10 protein-coding genes and 1 pseudogene are annotated in these 17,067 nt (G+C 51.2%); 5 read left to right on the forward strand and 6 right to left on the reverse strand.

Annotated elements, in window-relative coordinates; all coding sequences use genetic code 11:
• Positions 1–58 precede the first annotated feature (58 nt).
• Positions 59–3,442 (forward strand): tetratricopeptide repeat protein, encoded by a 3,384-nt coding sequence (locus L21SP2_RS16370; protein WP_144083043.1) that lies wholly within the window; start codon positions 59–61, stop codon positions 3,440–3,442.
• Here the strand turns inward: L21SP2_RS16370 and ppk1 are convergent.
• From ppk1 to L21SP2_RS16385, 3 genes are read right to left on the reverse strand one after another with little or no spacing between them, the layout of a single operon-like run.
• The gene (gene ppk1 / locus L21SP2_RS16375) at positions 3,402–5,546 is read right to left on the reverse strand and encodes a polyphosphate kinase 1 (RefSeq protein WP_024269703.1); all 2,145 of its coding nucleotides are present in this window, start codon (positions 5,544–5,546) and stop codon (positions 3,402–3,404) included. The two genes, L21SP2_RS16370 and ppk1, sit on opposite strands and share 41 nt — an antisense overlap.
• Positions 5,547–5,568: 22 nt before the next feature.
• Positions 5,569–7,167, reverse strand: coding sequence for a Ppx/GppA phosphatase family protein (locus tag L21SP2_RS16380; protein ID WP_024269704.1), 1,599 nt, complete (start codon positions 7,165–7,167; stop codon positions 5,569–5,571).
• Positions 7,164–8,126, reverse strand: a complete 963-nt coding sequence (locus L21SP2_RS16385) for an ROK family protein (protein WP_024269705.1) — start codon at positions 8,124–8,126, stop codon at positions 7,164–7,166. Before L21SP2_RS16385 ends, L21SP2_RS16380 begins: the two co-directional genes overlap by 4 nt.
• Before the next feature lie 73 nt (positions 8,127–8,199).
• Here L21SP2_RS16385 and L21SP2_RS17760 point away from each other — a divergent pair, with 73 nt between their 5' ends.
• The 4 genes from L21SP2_RS17760 (at position 8,200) to L21SP2_RS16405 (ending at position 11,666) form a co-directional block, all read left to right on the forward strand.
• Entirely contained in the window at positions 8,200–9,153 is a 954-nt protein-coding gene (locus L21SP2_RS17760) for an adenylyltransferase/cytidyltransferase family protein (protein ID WP_024269706.1), read from the forward strand.
• A 44-nt stretch (positions 9,154–9,197) separates the two neighbouring features.
• On the forward strand, positions 9,198–9,674 hold the full coding sequence (locus L21SP2_RS16395) for an NfeD family protein (protein ID WP_024269707.1): 477 nt from the start codon (positions 9,198–9,200) through the stop codon (positions 9,672–9,674).
• Positions 9,675–9,795: 121 nt separating this feature from the next.
• Positions 9,796–10,734 (forward strand): SPFH domain-containing protein, encoded by a 939-nt coding sequence (locus L21SP2_RS16400; RefSeq protein WP_024269708.1) that lies wholly within the window; start codon positions 9,796–9,798, stop codon positions 10,732–10,734.
• A complete protein-coding gene (locus L21SP2_RS16405) occupies positions 10,731–11,666 on the forward strand; it encodes an SPFH domain-containing protein (protein ID WP_024269709.1) in 936 nt (311 codons plus the stop codon). Before L21SP2_RS16400 ends, L21SP2_RS16405 begins: the two co-directional genes overlap by 4 nt.
• 162 nt (positions 11,667–11,828) lie before the next feature.
• On the opposite strand, the gene aspS is transcribed toward L21SP2_RS16405, so the two are convergent.
• The 3 genes and pseudogenes from aspS to L21SP2_RS18220 form a co-directional block, all read right to left on the reverse strand.
• Entirely contained in the window at positions 11,829–13,106 is a 1,278-nt protein-coding gene (aspS, locus tag L21SP2_RS16410; protein WP_024269710.1) for an aspartate--tRNA(Asn) ligase, read from the reverse strand.
• Complete coding sequence (gene gatB, locus L21SP2_RS18215; protein WP_144083044.1) at positions 13,103–15,553, reverse strand: Asp-tRNA(Asn)/Glu-tRNA(Gln) amidotransferase subunit GatB; 2,451 nt, start codon at positions 15,551–15,553, stop codon at positions 13,103–13,105. Before gatB ends, aspS begins: the two co-directional genes overlap by 4 nt.
• A gap of 2 nt (positions 15,554–15,555) precedes the next feature.
• Positions 15,556–16,994 (reverse strand): annotated as a pseudogene (locus L21SP2_RS18220) (amidase family protein).
• Between the last annotated feature and the right edge of the window lie 73 nt (positions 16,995–17,067).

Below are 17,067 nucleotides of genomic sequence, written 5' to 3' on the forward strand. Positions count from 1 at the left end.
TGATTGATGTATTGTCTATGGGAAAACATATGCATGCTTCAGGGAGGAATCAACCGCTATGTCCGCTACCGTGAAGTTTCTACGCCGCAGATCCGTTTCAAAACTGATAATCATACCCATGCTGGTCTTTCTGGCCCACAGCCATCCATTTCTCCATTCTCAGGATCAACCTGAAAAATCCATCGTAATTCACATGCAGAAACCCGTGCTGTTTCCCCAGTCTGAAAACCAGCAAAGAATGCTTGAAGAACTGCTGTCCGATCTGCCCCGGGCTCTTGCCGCCGAATATGAATTGGATTCCGGCTTTTCTTCCGGCGGTGCAGGCGGGTCCGGCGGGTCCGCCCTGTACATTGAAACTCCCGGGGACGATACCAATATCACCGGCCGTGAATACCGTATGACCATCCGGAGAATTATCTCCGACGGCACATCAATCATTACCATGGAGCTTCTGGGCGTCGACGAATCCGCCGGCTCCGGCAATGCCCCCGCCCCCTTCACCCTGTTCCGGAATATTGAGGACCTGGATCTGAGGATGCTCTCCCAGATGCTCATGTACCAGCTGTTTCAATACGAGTCCCCCCATGCCGTGCTGTATCAGACAAATGAAAACCCACCGCCTCTGGTGCTTGATTACTGGAGCACCGAGTATATTTCATTCCGGGACATTGAAAGCAGTCTTACCCTGCTTCCGTTCTCGGTTGAAACCCGATCCTCAGGGGCAAGCATTATCGCCGCAGGCAGCCTCGCCCTTGAATTCGATCAGGAATTCCGGCTGAAACGTGTTATCGGGAAGGATTTCGTAAGACAGGGAAGATATTCTGATTTTTATGATATCGAGTTGAGTGCCTCGGAAATACTCTATTCCCGTCCCGCCGCCGGCTCCTACATCAACCGTTTTCATCCGATGACCGGAACTGCCGGACGGATATACACCCCCGTGCAGATCCCCTTGAGTTTTGAGGTTCTCAACGAAGGAGAACTGGTCGTTTCAGACAGTGCAAACCCGGATGTATTCAGGGTCAGTGAGGGCGAGAGCCGGCGTACAGCGTTTCATACCAACAGTTATACCGCCCCTTCAGTGCTCACGGTATCCATGGACGGCAGCCTCTGGGCATACGATATAATCAGCGGCATAATCAGCATCTTCAGTCCTTCCGGTAATTTTATTTCAAGCCGCATCCCTCTGCTGCCTCCTGACCAGAGGGGCCGGGTGAAATCCCTTGAAAGCCTGAACGACGGATCATATCTGATTCTGACCGACAGTCATCTCTATCGCTTCGGAAGCAACGGAATCCCTGTCTGGAGCATGGAAGGAATTCCCGGTGTGGAAAACTCGAATTTTATGTATGCCCTCGACATGGCATATAATCATCCAAGAGGAGAAATCATCATTCCTCTGAGCAGCACTTCAATGGTTCTCCGTCTTCTGGATCAGGCGGATAATCCCCGCCTTGACTCAGAACCCACAGTCAGTACCGAACCCGACCGCCGCCGTGAACTTGCAGACCTTCAGGCCGAGCGTTTTGCCCGCCCCGGCGACGTTCGTCTCCTCCGGGCAATTGCAGAGATCCATCTGGAAAATTCCGCACGAATGCCGGCGGAGTTTTATCTCCGAAGAGCATTGGAACTATCACCGGACAACATCGATCTCCAGACCCGCCTTGCCCGCCTCAAGGGGGAAATCCTCACTGAACAGACCCTTCTTCTTGCAGAAGAAACCCGTCAGCTTCTCATTAACCGGGGACCGGAGACTGCCCGTCCCAACTATCAGCGAACCATTGCCGCCTTCGAAGAACTTTTGTATATGAATCCCCGGGACGGGGAAATTGCCGAAGAAAAGCGCTCCCTTGAGCAGGAATTCCGCAGCTACACAGATTCAGCCGAAATCCCCCCTGGGCCTATAGAGTTCCGCAATCCGGTGTTTCCCGCCATATTTCCGTCACTCACCGGGTATTATGCAGTCCGGGGCTGGGGAAGCATGGAGTTGTACAATCCTTCACCGGCTGAGCTCAGCGGCATAGTGATATCTCTGCATATGCCCGAATACCTCAGCTTTCCATTGGAACTCCGTCTTGTTGAGCCGTTGCAGCCCGGGGAATCCCGGGAAATCCGGTTTCTTCCGGTGTTTACATCCACCCTTATGGAGTTGCGGGAGGCCGTGGCAATCCAGTTGAGTGTTCAGGCAGAATACAATCTTGGGGGTGAGCGGCGAAGACGGACTGCAGGATATGCCGCAGATATTCTGGGGAGCAGATCCCTGGTTTGGGATGACAGCGCAAAACTGGCCTCCTTTATCCAGCCATCGGAGCCCAATGTTGAGGAGTTCGCTTTCACACTCCTTAAGGAAAGCAGCCATGGGCCCGGACTCAGCAGCCTGGAGAGCTCGTTCAACTCCATAACTCTCCGGGCCTGGCGGATTCTGGAAGGACTGGGGCGATATGGTATTGAATATGTGGAAGACCCTGTAAACCCCATCTCAGGAATTCTGGGTGATTCCGATATTGTTGATACTGTGCGGTATCCGGGAACCACACTTCTGTATAAATCCGGTGACTGTGACGACAGCAGCGCATTATGTGCATCGCTGCTGGAAAGCGCAGGAGTGGAAACAGCAATAATGACCGTTCCCGGCCATGTTTTTATTGCCTTCAATAGCGGAGAGCCGGGGGTAAACCGATGGCTTTTTGAGATGGCCGGTCTGAAAGCCATTGAACACAATAACAGCCTGTGGATTCCCGTGGAAACAACCATGCTCAACCGGGGCTTCCTCCCGGCATGGAAGGCCGGGGGTGACCATCTTACCCGTTACGGCTATCCCGACGGCAACAGGGCCTCTCACAGCGCAGAACCAATTACGGAATTCATTCCGCTATCCCGAGCCCGTGCATTGTATCCTCCTGCAGCAGTCTCCGGACAAAGCTACGGGATTCTCGGCCCGGGAAGCGATTCCCTTATTCAGGCGCTGAACAACTCCCGGTCATTTTTCGCCCGTACGCATATTGACTCTGTGATTGAATCGGGATTATCCCGGCTTTCCTCCTTCACCGGCCGCAGATTGCTTCGGGAAAAAACCGTCCTGGGAGGATTTATTGCCCGTTTCGGAGAGCTGGAAGAAGCGGAACGCATGCTTGAACCCTTGGTTTCCCAGGGGGGAGGCAGTCGGACTGCCGCGAGCTATCTGATAAACGCCTATATCAGCCATGGAGAGTTCAACAGGGCGGAAACCCTGCTGAATGAACTCGCATCCCGGGCAGATCAAACGGAAGATCAGTTTTTCACCCGGGTGATGGAAATTCTCAATTCATCAGATCCTGAATCCGGACAACCCGGGGCCGGACGGAGGGCGGCGGAAGGGTTGGGAAGCAGCCGGGGAAGCAGAACGTCCCGAAAGGAAAGTGTTACCCTTGTGTGGCCTTCGGAGGACGGCGGCGGACGTTAAAAACCCGGGTGTTCTGGGTGCCGTCGCCATGATCCCCGTCCCTGGCTTTCTGGTACATCCGCCACTGGGCGTGAACTCGTTTTTTCGGATCCTCGGCTGAAACCCGCCGATACGATCCATCCTTTTGCAATTCATATGCCTGGGAATTATCGTTCATGTATACCTCAAGCATCTCCTGGATGGATTTTGCGCAGCGGGGATCCTCCACGGGGGTGAGCAGTTCAACCCGCCGATCCAGATTTCTTCCCATCCAGTCTGCGCTGGAGATGTACACCTCGGGGCTTCCTCCATTCAGGAAATATATCGCCCGGGGATGTTCAAGGTACCGGTCGATAACGGAGACAACCCGGATATTTTCACTCAAGCCCTTCACTCCCGGTTTCAGCATGCAGATTCCCCGAATATTCATATCGATCCTGACACCCGCTTGGGAAGCCTGATACAGGGCCTCAATAATCACCGGGTCCGAGAGGGAGTTGATTTTCACCATAATATGACCGGGATTTTCCCGGCTGTGTTTATCCTGCTCCCGTTCTATGAGCTGAAGGATCTTGTTCTTCAGATTATGGGGAGCCATGGAGAGTTTGCTCAAAGCGGGAACCGCAGAGTAGCCGGTTATTGCATTGAAAAAAAGCCCCGCCTCATAGCACAGATCTTCCCTGGCGGTTATCAGGCCGATGTCCGTGTAGAGCCTGGCGGTTTTATCGTTGTAATTTCCGGTACCCAGATGCAGATAGCGTGAAATACCCCGCTCCTCTCTCCGTATGATCAGCATGGCTTTGGCATGTACCTTCAGCTCGGCTATTCCGTAAACAACAATTACCCCGGATCGCTCCAGCCGCTCGGCCCATTCGATGTTGCGTTTCTCGTCAAACCTGGCCTTCAGCTCCACCAGCACGGTTACCTGTTTTCCGTTTTGTGCCGCAGCTTCCAGAGCCCGGACAATGGGGCTGTTTTTGCTTGTCCGGTAAAGGGTCATTTTGATAGCCAGTACGCCTTCATCCTGTGATGCAGCCTCCAGCATCCGCATCACCGGGCCGAAACTTTCGAAGGGGTGCAGAAGCAGCCGGTCACGGGTCTTAATCCAGTCCCAGATGCTCAAATCCTCCGCATCCGGCAGAATGTCCACGGGCTTCCAGGGTTCATCCCTGAGAGAGTCGAAGCCGTGCACGAATACCAGGTCCATAAAATCACCCAGCTCCAGGGGATTGGGGGTTATAAATACCTCATCTTCAGTAAGATTCAGACTTTCCCGCAGCAGATTTTTAATCTTTGCGCTCGTATTGCTGCAGTTTAACCGTACTGCTTCGGAACTCAGGCGCTCACTAAGCACCTGCTCCATGGCTTCTACAAAATCCTCATCTCTGCTTTCATCCACCGCAAAATCCGCATCCCGGGTAATGCGGAACATAGCGTGTTCTTTCACCTCATATCCGGGGAAAATACTGGAGGCAAACATCACCACAAGGTTTTCAAGCAATGTGAAGTAAAAGCTGCCTTCTTTTGAGGGCAATCTGATAATCCGCTCCGCTGAGCTGGGAAGCTGTACGACTGCCAGATGCTCTTCACTTTCTCCTTCCCTGCACAGCACAAAACCGGCATGGAGCCGCATATTTCCCGACTTAACCATCGGCTCCCGGCCATTTACTCGTACCGGAGTGAGAAGGGGGAAATAGTCATTGAGAAACTTCTTTTTTAAAGATGACTTCTGTTCAGCATTCAGATCCGGAATATCAAGATACTGAAAACCCTTGGATTTCAACTCCGGGAGTATTTCCTCAAGGAGCACACGGTACTGCTGCTGAAGCATTTCCCGGTATTCCCGGTAAATCGCCTTCAGCTGTTCTTCAGGACTCATTCTGCTTGGACAATTGGTGTAATTTCCCTGCAGATATTGAGTCTTCAATGAGGCCACCCTGACCATAAAAAACTCATCGAAGTTGCTGCTCACAATAGAAAGAAATTTCAAACGCTCCAGAAGCGGCTTGTCGCTGCGCACTCCCTCATATAAAACCCGACGGTTGAATTCTATCCAGCTGAGCTCCCGGTTGAAATATCGTATATCGTTACTTTTTTGCTTCATATTGCATTCCTTGGCAATCATCTTTTCGGAAAAATCAGGTTAATCAGCGGAGAATCACCTTATATCCGTACACTTCTTCAAAAAGCCCCGCCTTGAGATTAAGGCCGTATCTTTCAATGGATAAATCCCCGCTGTGCTCCCCAGAGATAAACATATTGGTGTTATCTATTTCAACTTTCACATTCCGAAAATGCTGACCATGCCCCCGGTCCAGGGCATCCGCCACCCGGAGAATTGCCGCCAGTTTCATAACTGCCAGCCGATGCTGCCGGGGCAGCGTTCCGAATTCCAGATGGGATTTTACCGGCTTGGCTCCACGGTGATACCGGACCACATTTGAAATTATCCGGATCTCCTCGGGGGAAAGACCGAAAATTTCAGAGTGAGCCACAATATACTGTCCATGTTTATGATGGCCGGACTGATTTATGAAATATCCAACATCGTGGAGCTGACTGGCAACCTCGAGATACAGCCGTTCTCTCAACCCCAATCCGTGCTCTTCACTGAGCTGATCATACAGCTGGAGACTTAACTCCTTGACCCGCTGGGCATGACGCTCATCAATATGGTACCGCCTGCCCAGGCTCAATGCCGAAGCAACCACCTGGCTGGCGAAATTTTTATCCAGAGCGGCGGTCTGCCCCATAACGTTTCTCAGGAGGATCCCCTCACGGATGCTCACATCCGGAACGATTATCTCCTGGGCGGAGGTTTCCTCCAGAAATATCTTGAAAATGAGAAGAGCAGGGAGCAGCCCTTCAGCTTCATTATAGGTAACCCCCAGGTCCCGGACGGTTTCCTCAACGCTTTTTTTCTGAACTGCATTCACAAAATCAAAAAACCGGTCCCTCTTGATAATGGAATAATGCTCTCCCACGCTTTCTCCGCTGTTATAGCTGGCTATTCGGGCATCACCCCCAACCATAATGAAATACCTGATCCGTTTTAGATCACTATCTGTATGCAGGTTCGCAACATGAAGGCGGAATTGTTCACGGAGGAATTCTTCCATATTTTCCCCCGAATCCCAGCGGCTTTTCAGCTGCTGCTCAAGACGAAGGGTACCCACCTTGAGACTTTGGGCGGCCTGCATCTTGCCCCGATACATGATCATCAGTTCTGTTGATCCCCCGCCGACTTCCATAATGATTGAATTGGATCGGGAAAATGACGCCCGGAAATTTTCCACCGCATGAAGAACGGCAATATACGTGAGATGATTTTCCTCTACACCGTCAATAATCTGTACCTGAAAACCGGTTTTCGTCTGAATTCGGTCAACAAAGGTATCTCTGTTTCTGGCCTCTCTTACGGCGCTGGTTGCAACTACATAGGCGTCTTCCGGCTCAATGTTCCAGCTTTTCAGGAGTTCGGCGAACCCGGTCATAATCTGCACGGCCTGCATCATACTGGCGGCTTTAATGGTCTTGGTAATAAAAACATCCCGGCCGAGACCTACAGGCCTGCTGGCCCGGTCCAGACGCTGGTAGCCGCCGCTTGCATCCAGCTCCAGAATGACCAGTCTGATGGCGGTTGAACCCACATCAATTACTGCAACTACCGTGTCCCCGGATCCGTTATCCGGTGTATGTGCGGAATTATTTCCTTTGTTTGATCCTGCCCCGTTTTCCTTTCTCATGAAACTCCAAATTCATCGTGAAGAAGCAGCGCCGCACCGGTAATCACCGTATCATCACCCAGTTCGGCTATTTTCACTTCCACATCTTTCAAGAGTACGGGCATGGCATTGTCCCGCATCCCTTTTTCCGCTCTCTTCACAAAATCTTCGCCCAGTTTTTCTATCAGACCACCGCCCAGGATGATCATTTCAGGATTGAAAATATTCACATAATTGGCCATTCCTATGCCCAGAAAATCCGCCGCCCGATGTACAAGATCAATGGCGGCTTCTTCCCCGGCGTCCATGGCTTTTTTGATATGGCTGCTCTTGATTTTGGTAAAATCCGTACCCACCTTCTCCAGTATGCTGGGCGCTTTGCCGGTGGAAGCCAGCTGCACCAGATCCTTGGCCAGGGCCGTCTTGGAAGCCAGAGTCTCAAGGCATCCGTAGCGCCCGCATCCGCAGAGGCGGCCGTTGGACTGCACGATCATATGTCCCAGCTCGCCGGCTCCGCCGTTTGCTCCCCGATAGAGATGCCCGTTGAGAACCAGGCCGCCGCCGATCCCGGTGCCGGGATATATTCCGATAATGTGCCGCTTTCCCTTGCCGGCCCCCCGCTTGAATTCACCGTATATGCCCGCATTCACATCATTGTCAACCAGGGCGGGGACGCCCAGCGCATCATTCAGTTTATCCCGGAGAGGATAGTGCTCGAATCCGATATTGGTGGCTGAAAGCACAACACCGTTTTTAAAATCCACCGCAGACGGAACCGCAACGGCAATTCCGTGAATGTCGTGATCATTGAGTGAATTTTTCTTTTTCAGTTCCTTTACGCTTTCCAGCATCAGCTTCAGAATCTCATCGCCCTCTGTGGTCTGGGGGGTTTTGGTCTTAACGCTGTCCAGGATATCCTGATCGTTGGAATACAAGGCTGTCAGCATCTTTGTGCCGCCAAGATCTATTGAAACAATCATTTTCCTCTCCTCTCCGGTCATTATACAAAATCTTGTATTGATTGTGACAGAAACACAAGGGTATTCTTAGGGTATGAAAAAAATTCAGCGGGGCGTAATTATCGGACGCTTCAACCCACCTCACAACGGTCATAAATATCTCATAGATTTTGCATCATCATTTGTAGATGAGCTGTATATCTTTGTGTGCACACTCTCCCGGGATGAAATCCCCGGGGATCTCAGGTTTCAATGGATGAAAGAGCTCTATCCTGATGCCCACAATATTCATATCACCGAAGAAAACCCCGATGCAAACCGGAAACAACCCAATGCCCATAAAATCTGGGCTGATGCAGTACAACGCCATATGGAACATGCAGGAGCCGGAGAAGGTGCGGACTATCTATTCGCATCAGAAGAGTACGGCTGGAACCTGGCCGGGGAACTTGGAGCCGAATTTATTCCTGTGGATCCGAACAGAGACCAGCTTCCGGTATCAGGCTCGGACATCCGGAATCATCCCCTGAATTACTGGGATTTCCTGCCCGAGACCGTACGCCCCTATTTCATAAAGCGTATCGGAATTCTTGCAGGAAAGGAGAGTGAGGCTCTTGCCCGCCAGGTGGCCGGAAGGACCGGCAGCTTGTACGCTCCTTCTTACCGGCGGTACTATAATGAAATTCTTCGAAGTCATAACAAGCACACCACCATTCACGAAACCCCGGAAGAAACCATTCATCACGCCCAGCGGGCAATGGAACAGGCTTTGAGCAGACAGGCCCGGCGCTTTCTTTTCCTCAGCTGCTCGGGAAATCCGGAGGATCTCAGGTCGGAAATTGCTGCACGACGGTTCGACCGGCTGGTGGTTGTGGAGTCCCTCATGGACTCACGGGAACGGGAAGATGTACTGGAGGTTATTCAGTCGGACAGTGAGATATCTTCCCGAACTTCATTTTTTCATTTCTCAGCCAAATTAAGTGATACAATACATTCAGATTTACTGGATGCGTTCCATATAAGCGGTCCGGCGGCACCCGCTGACTGACTGCAAAAAGAATTGAACTGTTACATCTATTCTGGAGGATACACATGGATTTCATGGCAATTATTTGGGCTATCATCGGATTTTTCATGATTATTGCAGAGTTCTTTGTTCCCGGACTGGTGATCATATTTTTTGGTACAGGCGCCCTTCTCACGGCTCTCCTGACGGCTCTTATTCCCGGAATTACCGGATCTTTGCTTCCCCAGGTCCTGATTTGGCTGGGATTCTCTACTCTTTCTCTTATAAGCCTACGAAAATATTTCAAGAAGATTTTTCGGGGCAAACAGATTACCTCAAGGGATCATGAATACGATGACGGCGGAAGAACCGTTGAAGTACTGGAAACCATCGGTCCGGAAACCGCAGGAAGAATTCGGTACAAGGGTACCAGCTGGGCAGCTCTCAGCTTCGATAAAACCTATCAGCCCGGTGACAAGGTTTGGATACTGAAGCAGGAAGGCATGACCTACTATGTGGGCGATCCGCTTCTGCCTGAGGATGATGATGCGGGAGATATCTGAGATATTTTTGAATATTTACAGAATCCGCCGTGTATATACAGATGTCTGACGTGTATTCTATAAGTGATAATCCGTATCATCCCCCAAAGATGATACGGGTTTAAAAGGGTTAGGAGGTAATATGGATTTTTTCAGCGGACTGCTGATCAGCGGCGGTCTTGCAGCCCTGGTGGTCATTGTATTTTTCAAGCTCCTGCGGATCGTTCCTGAGCAGCAGGCATGGGTCATAGAGTTTTTCGGTAAGTTTCAGAAAACTCTTGGACCCGGTTTTCACATGGTTCTCCCGGGAATTCAGCGGGTGGTGGATAAACACGAACTGAAAGAGGAGGTAATCGACGTACCTCCTCAAATATGTATTACCCGGGATAACGTACAGGTTACCGTGGACGGGATTCTGTATCTTAAGGTGATGGATCCGGAAAAAGCCAGCTACGGTATTGATAATTACCGCTATGCGGCAGCCCAGCTCGCCCAGTCCAATATGCGCAGCGAAATCGGGAAGCTGGAACTTGACCGCACGTTTTCCGAACGGGAGATTATGAATAATGCAATTGTGAAAGCTGTTGATGAGGCTTCGGATCCATGGGGCATAAAAGTAACCAGGTATGAAATCAAGGATATCACCCCTGAAAACCCCATAATTGATGCAATGGAAGCCCAGGTGAGAGCTGAACGGGAAAAACGGGCGGAGATCCTGGAATCCGAAGGGGTAAAACAGAGCCGGATCAATGTCTCCCAGGGTGACAAGAGTGAATCCATCAATAAATCCCAAGGTGACAGGCAGAAGAAGATCAATGAAGCCCAGGGAAGGGCAGAGGCAATTACCATTGTTGCCGATGCAACTGCACAGGGTCTTCAGGAGATCGCCAAAGCCATAAAAGAACCTAACGGCGAGAAAGCGGTTAATTTGCGGCTCACCAACCAGTTTGTCCAGCAGCTCGAGGAGATCCTCAGCGATGCCCATGTATCGGTAATGCCCCATGACCTGGCCCAGATACAGTCGGTTATTTCCAGCGTTCTGCCCGGTAAGTCCGGAGGATCCCAGGGAGGTGCAGCATGAGCGGTATGTTTCTCATAAATATTTTATTGGCCGGTTTCGGTCTTACTATTGTTATTTCGGTTATCCGAAGCATCCAGATCATTCCCTCCAAAACAGTACGGGTCGTTGAGAGACTGGGAAAATACAGCACAACCATGGAGGCAGGGCTTCATCTGCTTATCCCCTTCATAGACAAGGTTCGCTACCAGCACTCTCTGAAGGAACAGGCGCTTGATGTACCCAGTCAAAGCTGTTTTACGCTGGATAATGTGAAGATCCAGGTAGACGGTGTGCTCTACTTTCAGGTGATGGATCCCAAGAAGGCAAGTTACGGAATCACCAACTACCGCCTGGCGACCATCTATCTGGCCCAGACCACCATGCGTTCGGTTATCGGAAAACTGGATCTTGATAAAACTTTTGAAGAGCGGGAGCAGATCAATGCCGCCATTCTGAAAGAGGTTGATGAGGCTACCGATCCCTGGGGAGTAAAAGTCACCCGGTATGAAATTAAGGACATTACCGTTCCGCCGGACATTCTCCAGGCCATGGAAGTTCAGATGCGGGCTGACCGGGACCGACGGGCGGTAATTGCCCGGTCCGAAGGCGAACGGGATTCCAAGGTGAACCACAGTCTGGGTGAAATGGAAGAAAATATTAACCGTTCCGAGGGGATCAAAGAGCAGCTGATCAATGAAGCACAGGGACGGGCGTCGGAAATCCTTGCTATCGCAAAAGCCAGCGCCAACAGTATCCGTACATTGGCCAAGGCGATCTCCGTGGAGGGTGGTGATGATGCACTCAATCTGCAGATAATGGAAGGCTACCTTCAATCAATGAAATCTCTGGCAAAAAAAGACACTCAGGTGGTATTGCCGGTGGATTTAACCCAAATTGATGAAACCCTGGAAAAACTGAAGAAAATCAGTATCACATCAGGAAAGGAATCCTGAACCCGTTTTTAACGACGCGTTAATACAAACGGCCGACCGGGAATTTCCGGTCGGCCGTTTTTTTTCAGCCTGGACTGTATAACCTTTTGATGGTTGGACTATTTGATTGCCGGCCCGGCATGTTCCCGGGTTATCAAGACCGGCAGTAGGATCCGGCGAAGATCAGGGTACGATGCGCTTCCTGTCCCTGGGAAACAGACTGGCTTCCTTTACATTGGACAGACCGAGTATCTTCTGAGTAATCCGTTCCAGTCCGATGGCGAATCCGCCATGGGGGGGACAGCCGTACTTGAAAATATCAATATAGCCGCCCAGTCCCTCCTCGGTCATACCGAATTTGGGCAGGGTTTCTTTCATCATTTCGTACTCATTGATCCGGCGGCCGCCGGTGGTAATTTCAAGTCCCCGGAAAATCAGGTCAAAACTTCTGGTCTTCAACCCGTCGGGGTATGTGTAGAACGGTCTCTTTTTTCTGGGGAACACAGTGATAAATACCGCAGGTACTGAATGCTCCTCCTGGGCCCATTCACAGATCAGCCGTTCACCCTCGGGGTTTATTTCGAAGACCTTCTTCCCTCCCCTCATGGAGATAATCTTTTTGGCCTCGTCATGGGTGATCCGGGGAATATTATTTACCGCCTCATCATCAGGAACCGTTGCTCCGTATTTTTCGAGAATGGCAGCTTCGTTTTCCCGTATCCCCCGGAAAATCGCTTTGAGAATTTCCGATTCAATATCCATGAGATCATGCTCATCCTCAATAAAGGCAAGCTCCACATCAAGGGAAACATATTCGTTCAAGTGCCTGGGGGTATCATGCTTTTCAGCCCGGTAGGCCGCCCCCACCTCAAAAACCCGTTCAAGACCGCTGGCAACCATTGCCTGTTTGTAGAACTGGGGACTTTGTGCCAGATACACCGAGGTATCGAAATATGCCACCTCAAAGAGTCCCGTGCCCCCTTCGGTGCCGGAACCGATCAGCTTGCTGGTTTTTATCTCGGTAAAATCCTGACTCCGCATGTATTCCTGAAAGTACCTGATCACGGAACTCTGCAGACGGAAAATATCCAGAATCTTGGGGTTGCGGATGCTGATCATTCTGTTATCCAGAACAGATTCGATACCGGTATTGTCCGCATCCTGGTTAATCTGAAAAGGCAGATCCGGGGCTGCGGGCGCCAGAACACTGCTCTCACCGGCCTGAACCTCGAATCCACCCGGAGCCTTGGGGTTTGCCCCGACTGTTCCGGTAACCTGAATAACCGATTCCAGGCTGTACTCGACTTTTCCTTCGTATACCAGCTGGAGAATTCCGCTTCGATCCCTGAGGAGTACAAAACTGATTGCTCCCAATTCCCGGATTCTGTGTACCCATCCGGATACTGTCACTTCCCTGCCTTCAAATTCCGGAAGTTCCCGTGCAAGTGTACGTTTCATCATAGTTTATCGTCCTTTTCAAGCTGAGCTGCGAATTCCTCTGCGATTACTCTGGCAAATGCGGATTCGGAACTGTCGGGTCCCATGGCCCTGGCTCCTTCCTTCCACAACTGGTGACTTGTCACATAATCCGCAAAATCCACAAGTCCCTCCTGCTGGGATGTACAGTAAAAACGCACACCCTTCGCTTTTCCGTATTCAAGGGCTTCCCTGATGGAAAATGGGGACTGACTGAGGTTCGCCGTACCTGAATCATACAGTTCCAGAACCAGGCAGTTAACCCCCTGATCAATCAGTGCTTTAATCAGCGAACTTTGCATTCCCGGATATATTTTCACCAGCGCCACTCGTTTGAGAATCTGCTCAAAGATAGACGTCACATAATCAAGCTCAGGAAGCTCATCCAGCCGGTCGATATCCAGGTCCGCATTGCTTTCCGTTTTCTTAAGAATATTCTGATTCCAGGTGCTGAACAGCTGTTCGCCGTCTTCAAAATTCCTGAATTTCAGATTATATGCCGGATACACTCTTCCGGAAACGGATACACGGACAGATGAAGGACCGGAAACATCAAGATCGGGCCAGCCTTTTCTTCCCGCCGCTTCCAGCTCCATAATTCCGTTCTTCAGATGGTCAACTCCTGAAGAATCTTCTTCCAGGGGATTCACTGCCGCTGTGAGAAGGATGGGCGTGTTGGAGGAGCCGAAAAACCAGTGGAGAAGTGCCGCGGTGTATGCCAACGTGTCGGTTCCGTGTGCAATGAGAATACCGTTGCTTCCCCGTTTCAGGAGCTTGAAGATTCTGTGAACCAGAGCTGCCCAGTCTTCAGGTGAGAGTTCTTCACTCAGGAATTTACCCATCTGAATTTCTTCGAACCTGAGATCCGCGGCTATTTCACCGTCGCGGGCAAGATATTTCCGGATATCCAGCATATCCCCCGGCTCGATAAACCCGTCACCCCTTCGGGTTCCGGATATTGCTCCGCCGAAACTGAGGATGTCCAGAGTTCTTACCTGCAGCGAGCTTGACAGCAGCTGCTGAACTTTTTTCGGTTCGGCCCGACCGGAGCTGGCCTGCATCACCTTGCCGATGAGAAACTTCACCGGCTTGGAATCTCCCGCCTGGATTTCCTGTACGGCCTTGGGAAAATCATTGAGAACCCCATCGATAATCTCCTGAATGGCACTGGAATCGGTTATCTGTTCCCAGTTCCGTTCTCTGATAATTGTTTCGGGATCCTTGTCTTCCTCAAAAATCACCTGCAGCACCTGCTTGGCGATCTTTCCGTGAATCCGACCCTGAGTCAGCAATTGAAGCATCTCCACCAGGCGACGTGAACTCAGAGGACTGTGTTCCAGCACCATTCCGTGGCGGTTCAGCTCTTTCTGGACATCGCTGCTCAGCCAGGATACCAGCTGCAGCGGGTCGGCACCGCCCTGTATACATTCTTCAAAGAAATCGGCGGTGAACTTTTCATCGCAGATGAAATCCGCCTGAAGCTCGTTCAAGCCGTAATCGTTTCGGTAGCGATCCCTTCTGCTCAGGGGCAGTTCAACCTGAAGATCTTCCACCTGGGAGAGAAATTCCTTGTCCGTCCTGAACGGAGGAAGGTCGGGTTCGGGAAAATACCGGTAATCGTTGGCGTTTTCCTTGGTACGCATAATCTCAGTCTGATCCCGGTTTTCATTCCAGAGCCGGGTCTCCTGAACTATGGTTCCGCCCTTTTCCATGATTTCGCTTTGCCGTGAAATTTCGAAACTGAGAGACTTGCGGACAAAGCGGGAGGAGTTCAGGTTTTTCACCTCTACTTTATTTCCCAGCCCCTGGCCCGCAGGGTTGATGGATACATTGGCATCTGCCCTCATGGACCCTTCTTCCATGTTGCCGTCGGAAACTCCAAGATAGCGTACTATTCGCCGAAGCTCCTGAATGAGAACCTCCGCCTCTTCTGCCAGTTCAAGATCCGGTTCAGTCACAATTTCAAGGAGGGGTGTTCCGGTGCGGTTGAAATCCAGAAGGCTCATGTCTCCCGCATGAACCATCTTTCCCGCATCCTCTTCCAGGTGACATTCGTGAATCCGAACCCGTTTCTTTTTCCCGTTGAATTCAATATCGATATAGCCGTCAGTCCCCAGGGGCTTCTCAAATTGGGATATCTGATAGTTTTTCGGCAAATCGGGATAAAAGTAGTTCTTCCGCTCAAAAACACACTCTTCGCTGAGCCGGCAGTTCAGTGCTCTGGCCACCGCATAGGATTTCTTTATGGCTTCTTCATTCAATGCGGGCAGAGATCCCGGCAGGCCCATACAGACCGGGCAAACATTGGTGTTGGGCTCATCCCCGAAATGGTTTTTACAGCTGCAGAATACCTTGGACTCGGTTGTAAGCTGTACGTGTATTTCCAAACCGATAAACGATTGGTACATTCGCTTCTCCTTGATTTGACCCATGTTCACCCCCTCTCCAGACGGTATTCCGCCGGATAATCCCCGGGGCTTTGTATCGGAAAGCTCTCTTTCAATATTTCAGCGCATTCAAACAGCAGATGCTCATGAAAGGCAGGCGCCATGAACTGAACTGCGGTGGGCAGAGTATTCAGAACCGGTCCGGGAACTGACAGTCCGGGAAGACCGGTGAGATTCGCGGCGGTGGTGAATCGGTCTGCAATTTTCTGCTGGAATGCATCCAGGCCCTGCTCTCCGTGGGGGAATGCCTGGGTGGGAAAAACCGGCAGCATCAGCGTATCAACACTTTCAAAAAGCTCCCTGAATTCCCGGCGGATTTCGGTGCGTATCTGCTGTGCTTTATGATAAAATCTGTCCTGGAAACCCGAGCGAAGCACATAGGTACCCAGAAGAATTCGCAGCTTCACCTCATCGCCGAATCCCGCATCCCGGGACTTTCTTACAAGTTCATCAGGATTTTCCGCAAATATCGGCCGCTCTCCATAACGCACACCGTTGAACCGCGCCAGATTCGCACTGGCCTCGGCGGTTGCAATGGTGTAGTAGGAAGGCACCGTATATTCAAGACTGGGCATCTCCACTTCTTTCAGCTCATACCCGGCTTTCTGCAGCTGTTCCACAGCCTGACCGTATGCTTCACCCATTTCCTCGCTCAGCCCCAGCTCTCCGGTGAGAATTCCGATGGTTTTCACCTCTTTCTTGGCAAGCGGGAAATCCCGGTAATCCACTGAACTCTGATCCATTTCGTCCCTGCCCCGGATGGCGTGAAAAACATCCCGTGTGAGATCGATATCTCCGGCCATAACCCCTACCACATCCAGCGATGACGCATAGGCCACAAGTCCGTATCGGCTTACCGAACCATAAGTTGGTTTCAATCCGTAAATTCCGCAGAATGCTGCCGGCTGACGCACAGACCCTCCGGTATCTGAACCCAGGGCAAACGGTACCAGACCTGCAGCCACCGCCGCCGCCGAACCTCCCGACGACCCCCGCAAACCCTGCTCAGATCCCAGGGGTTGTGACTCTGCTGGAGCGCGGAGTTATCGTTTGAAGATCCCATGCCGAACTCATCCATATTTGTTTTTCCGGCGGGAACAGCTCCGTGGGCGCTCAGCCGCTGAATCACTGTGGCATCGTAGGGTGAAACGAAATGCTCAAGAAATTTCGACCCGCAGCTCAGGGGCATGTTCTTCACGGCGATATTGTCTTTTACTGCATAAGGAAGGTTTTCAAGGGAGTTATTGCTGGAATTATTGTCCGGATTGGATTGAGAATTATTGCCGGCAGCATCACCGGCCGCTGGCTGAACATTCTGTTCCTTCGGGGAAAAGTGAAGAAACGCCGACACGGCCGCATCGCGGTCCGTCACAAACTTCCGGTACTCGGCCAGGCCTTCCCGGGTGCTGGCTTTCCAGTCTTTCATATAACTCCGTCCTAATGAGAGAATAGTTTCACCTCGAAACTGAGGCCGTCAGGCAGCAGTTTCTCCGGCGGAT

Source organism: Salinispira pacifica, assembly GCF_000507245.1.
GTDB lineage: Bacteria > Spirochaetota > Spirochaetia > DSM-27196 > Salinispiraceae > Salinispira > Salinispira pacifica.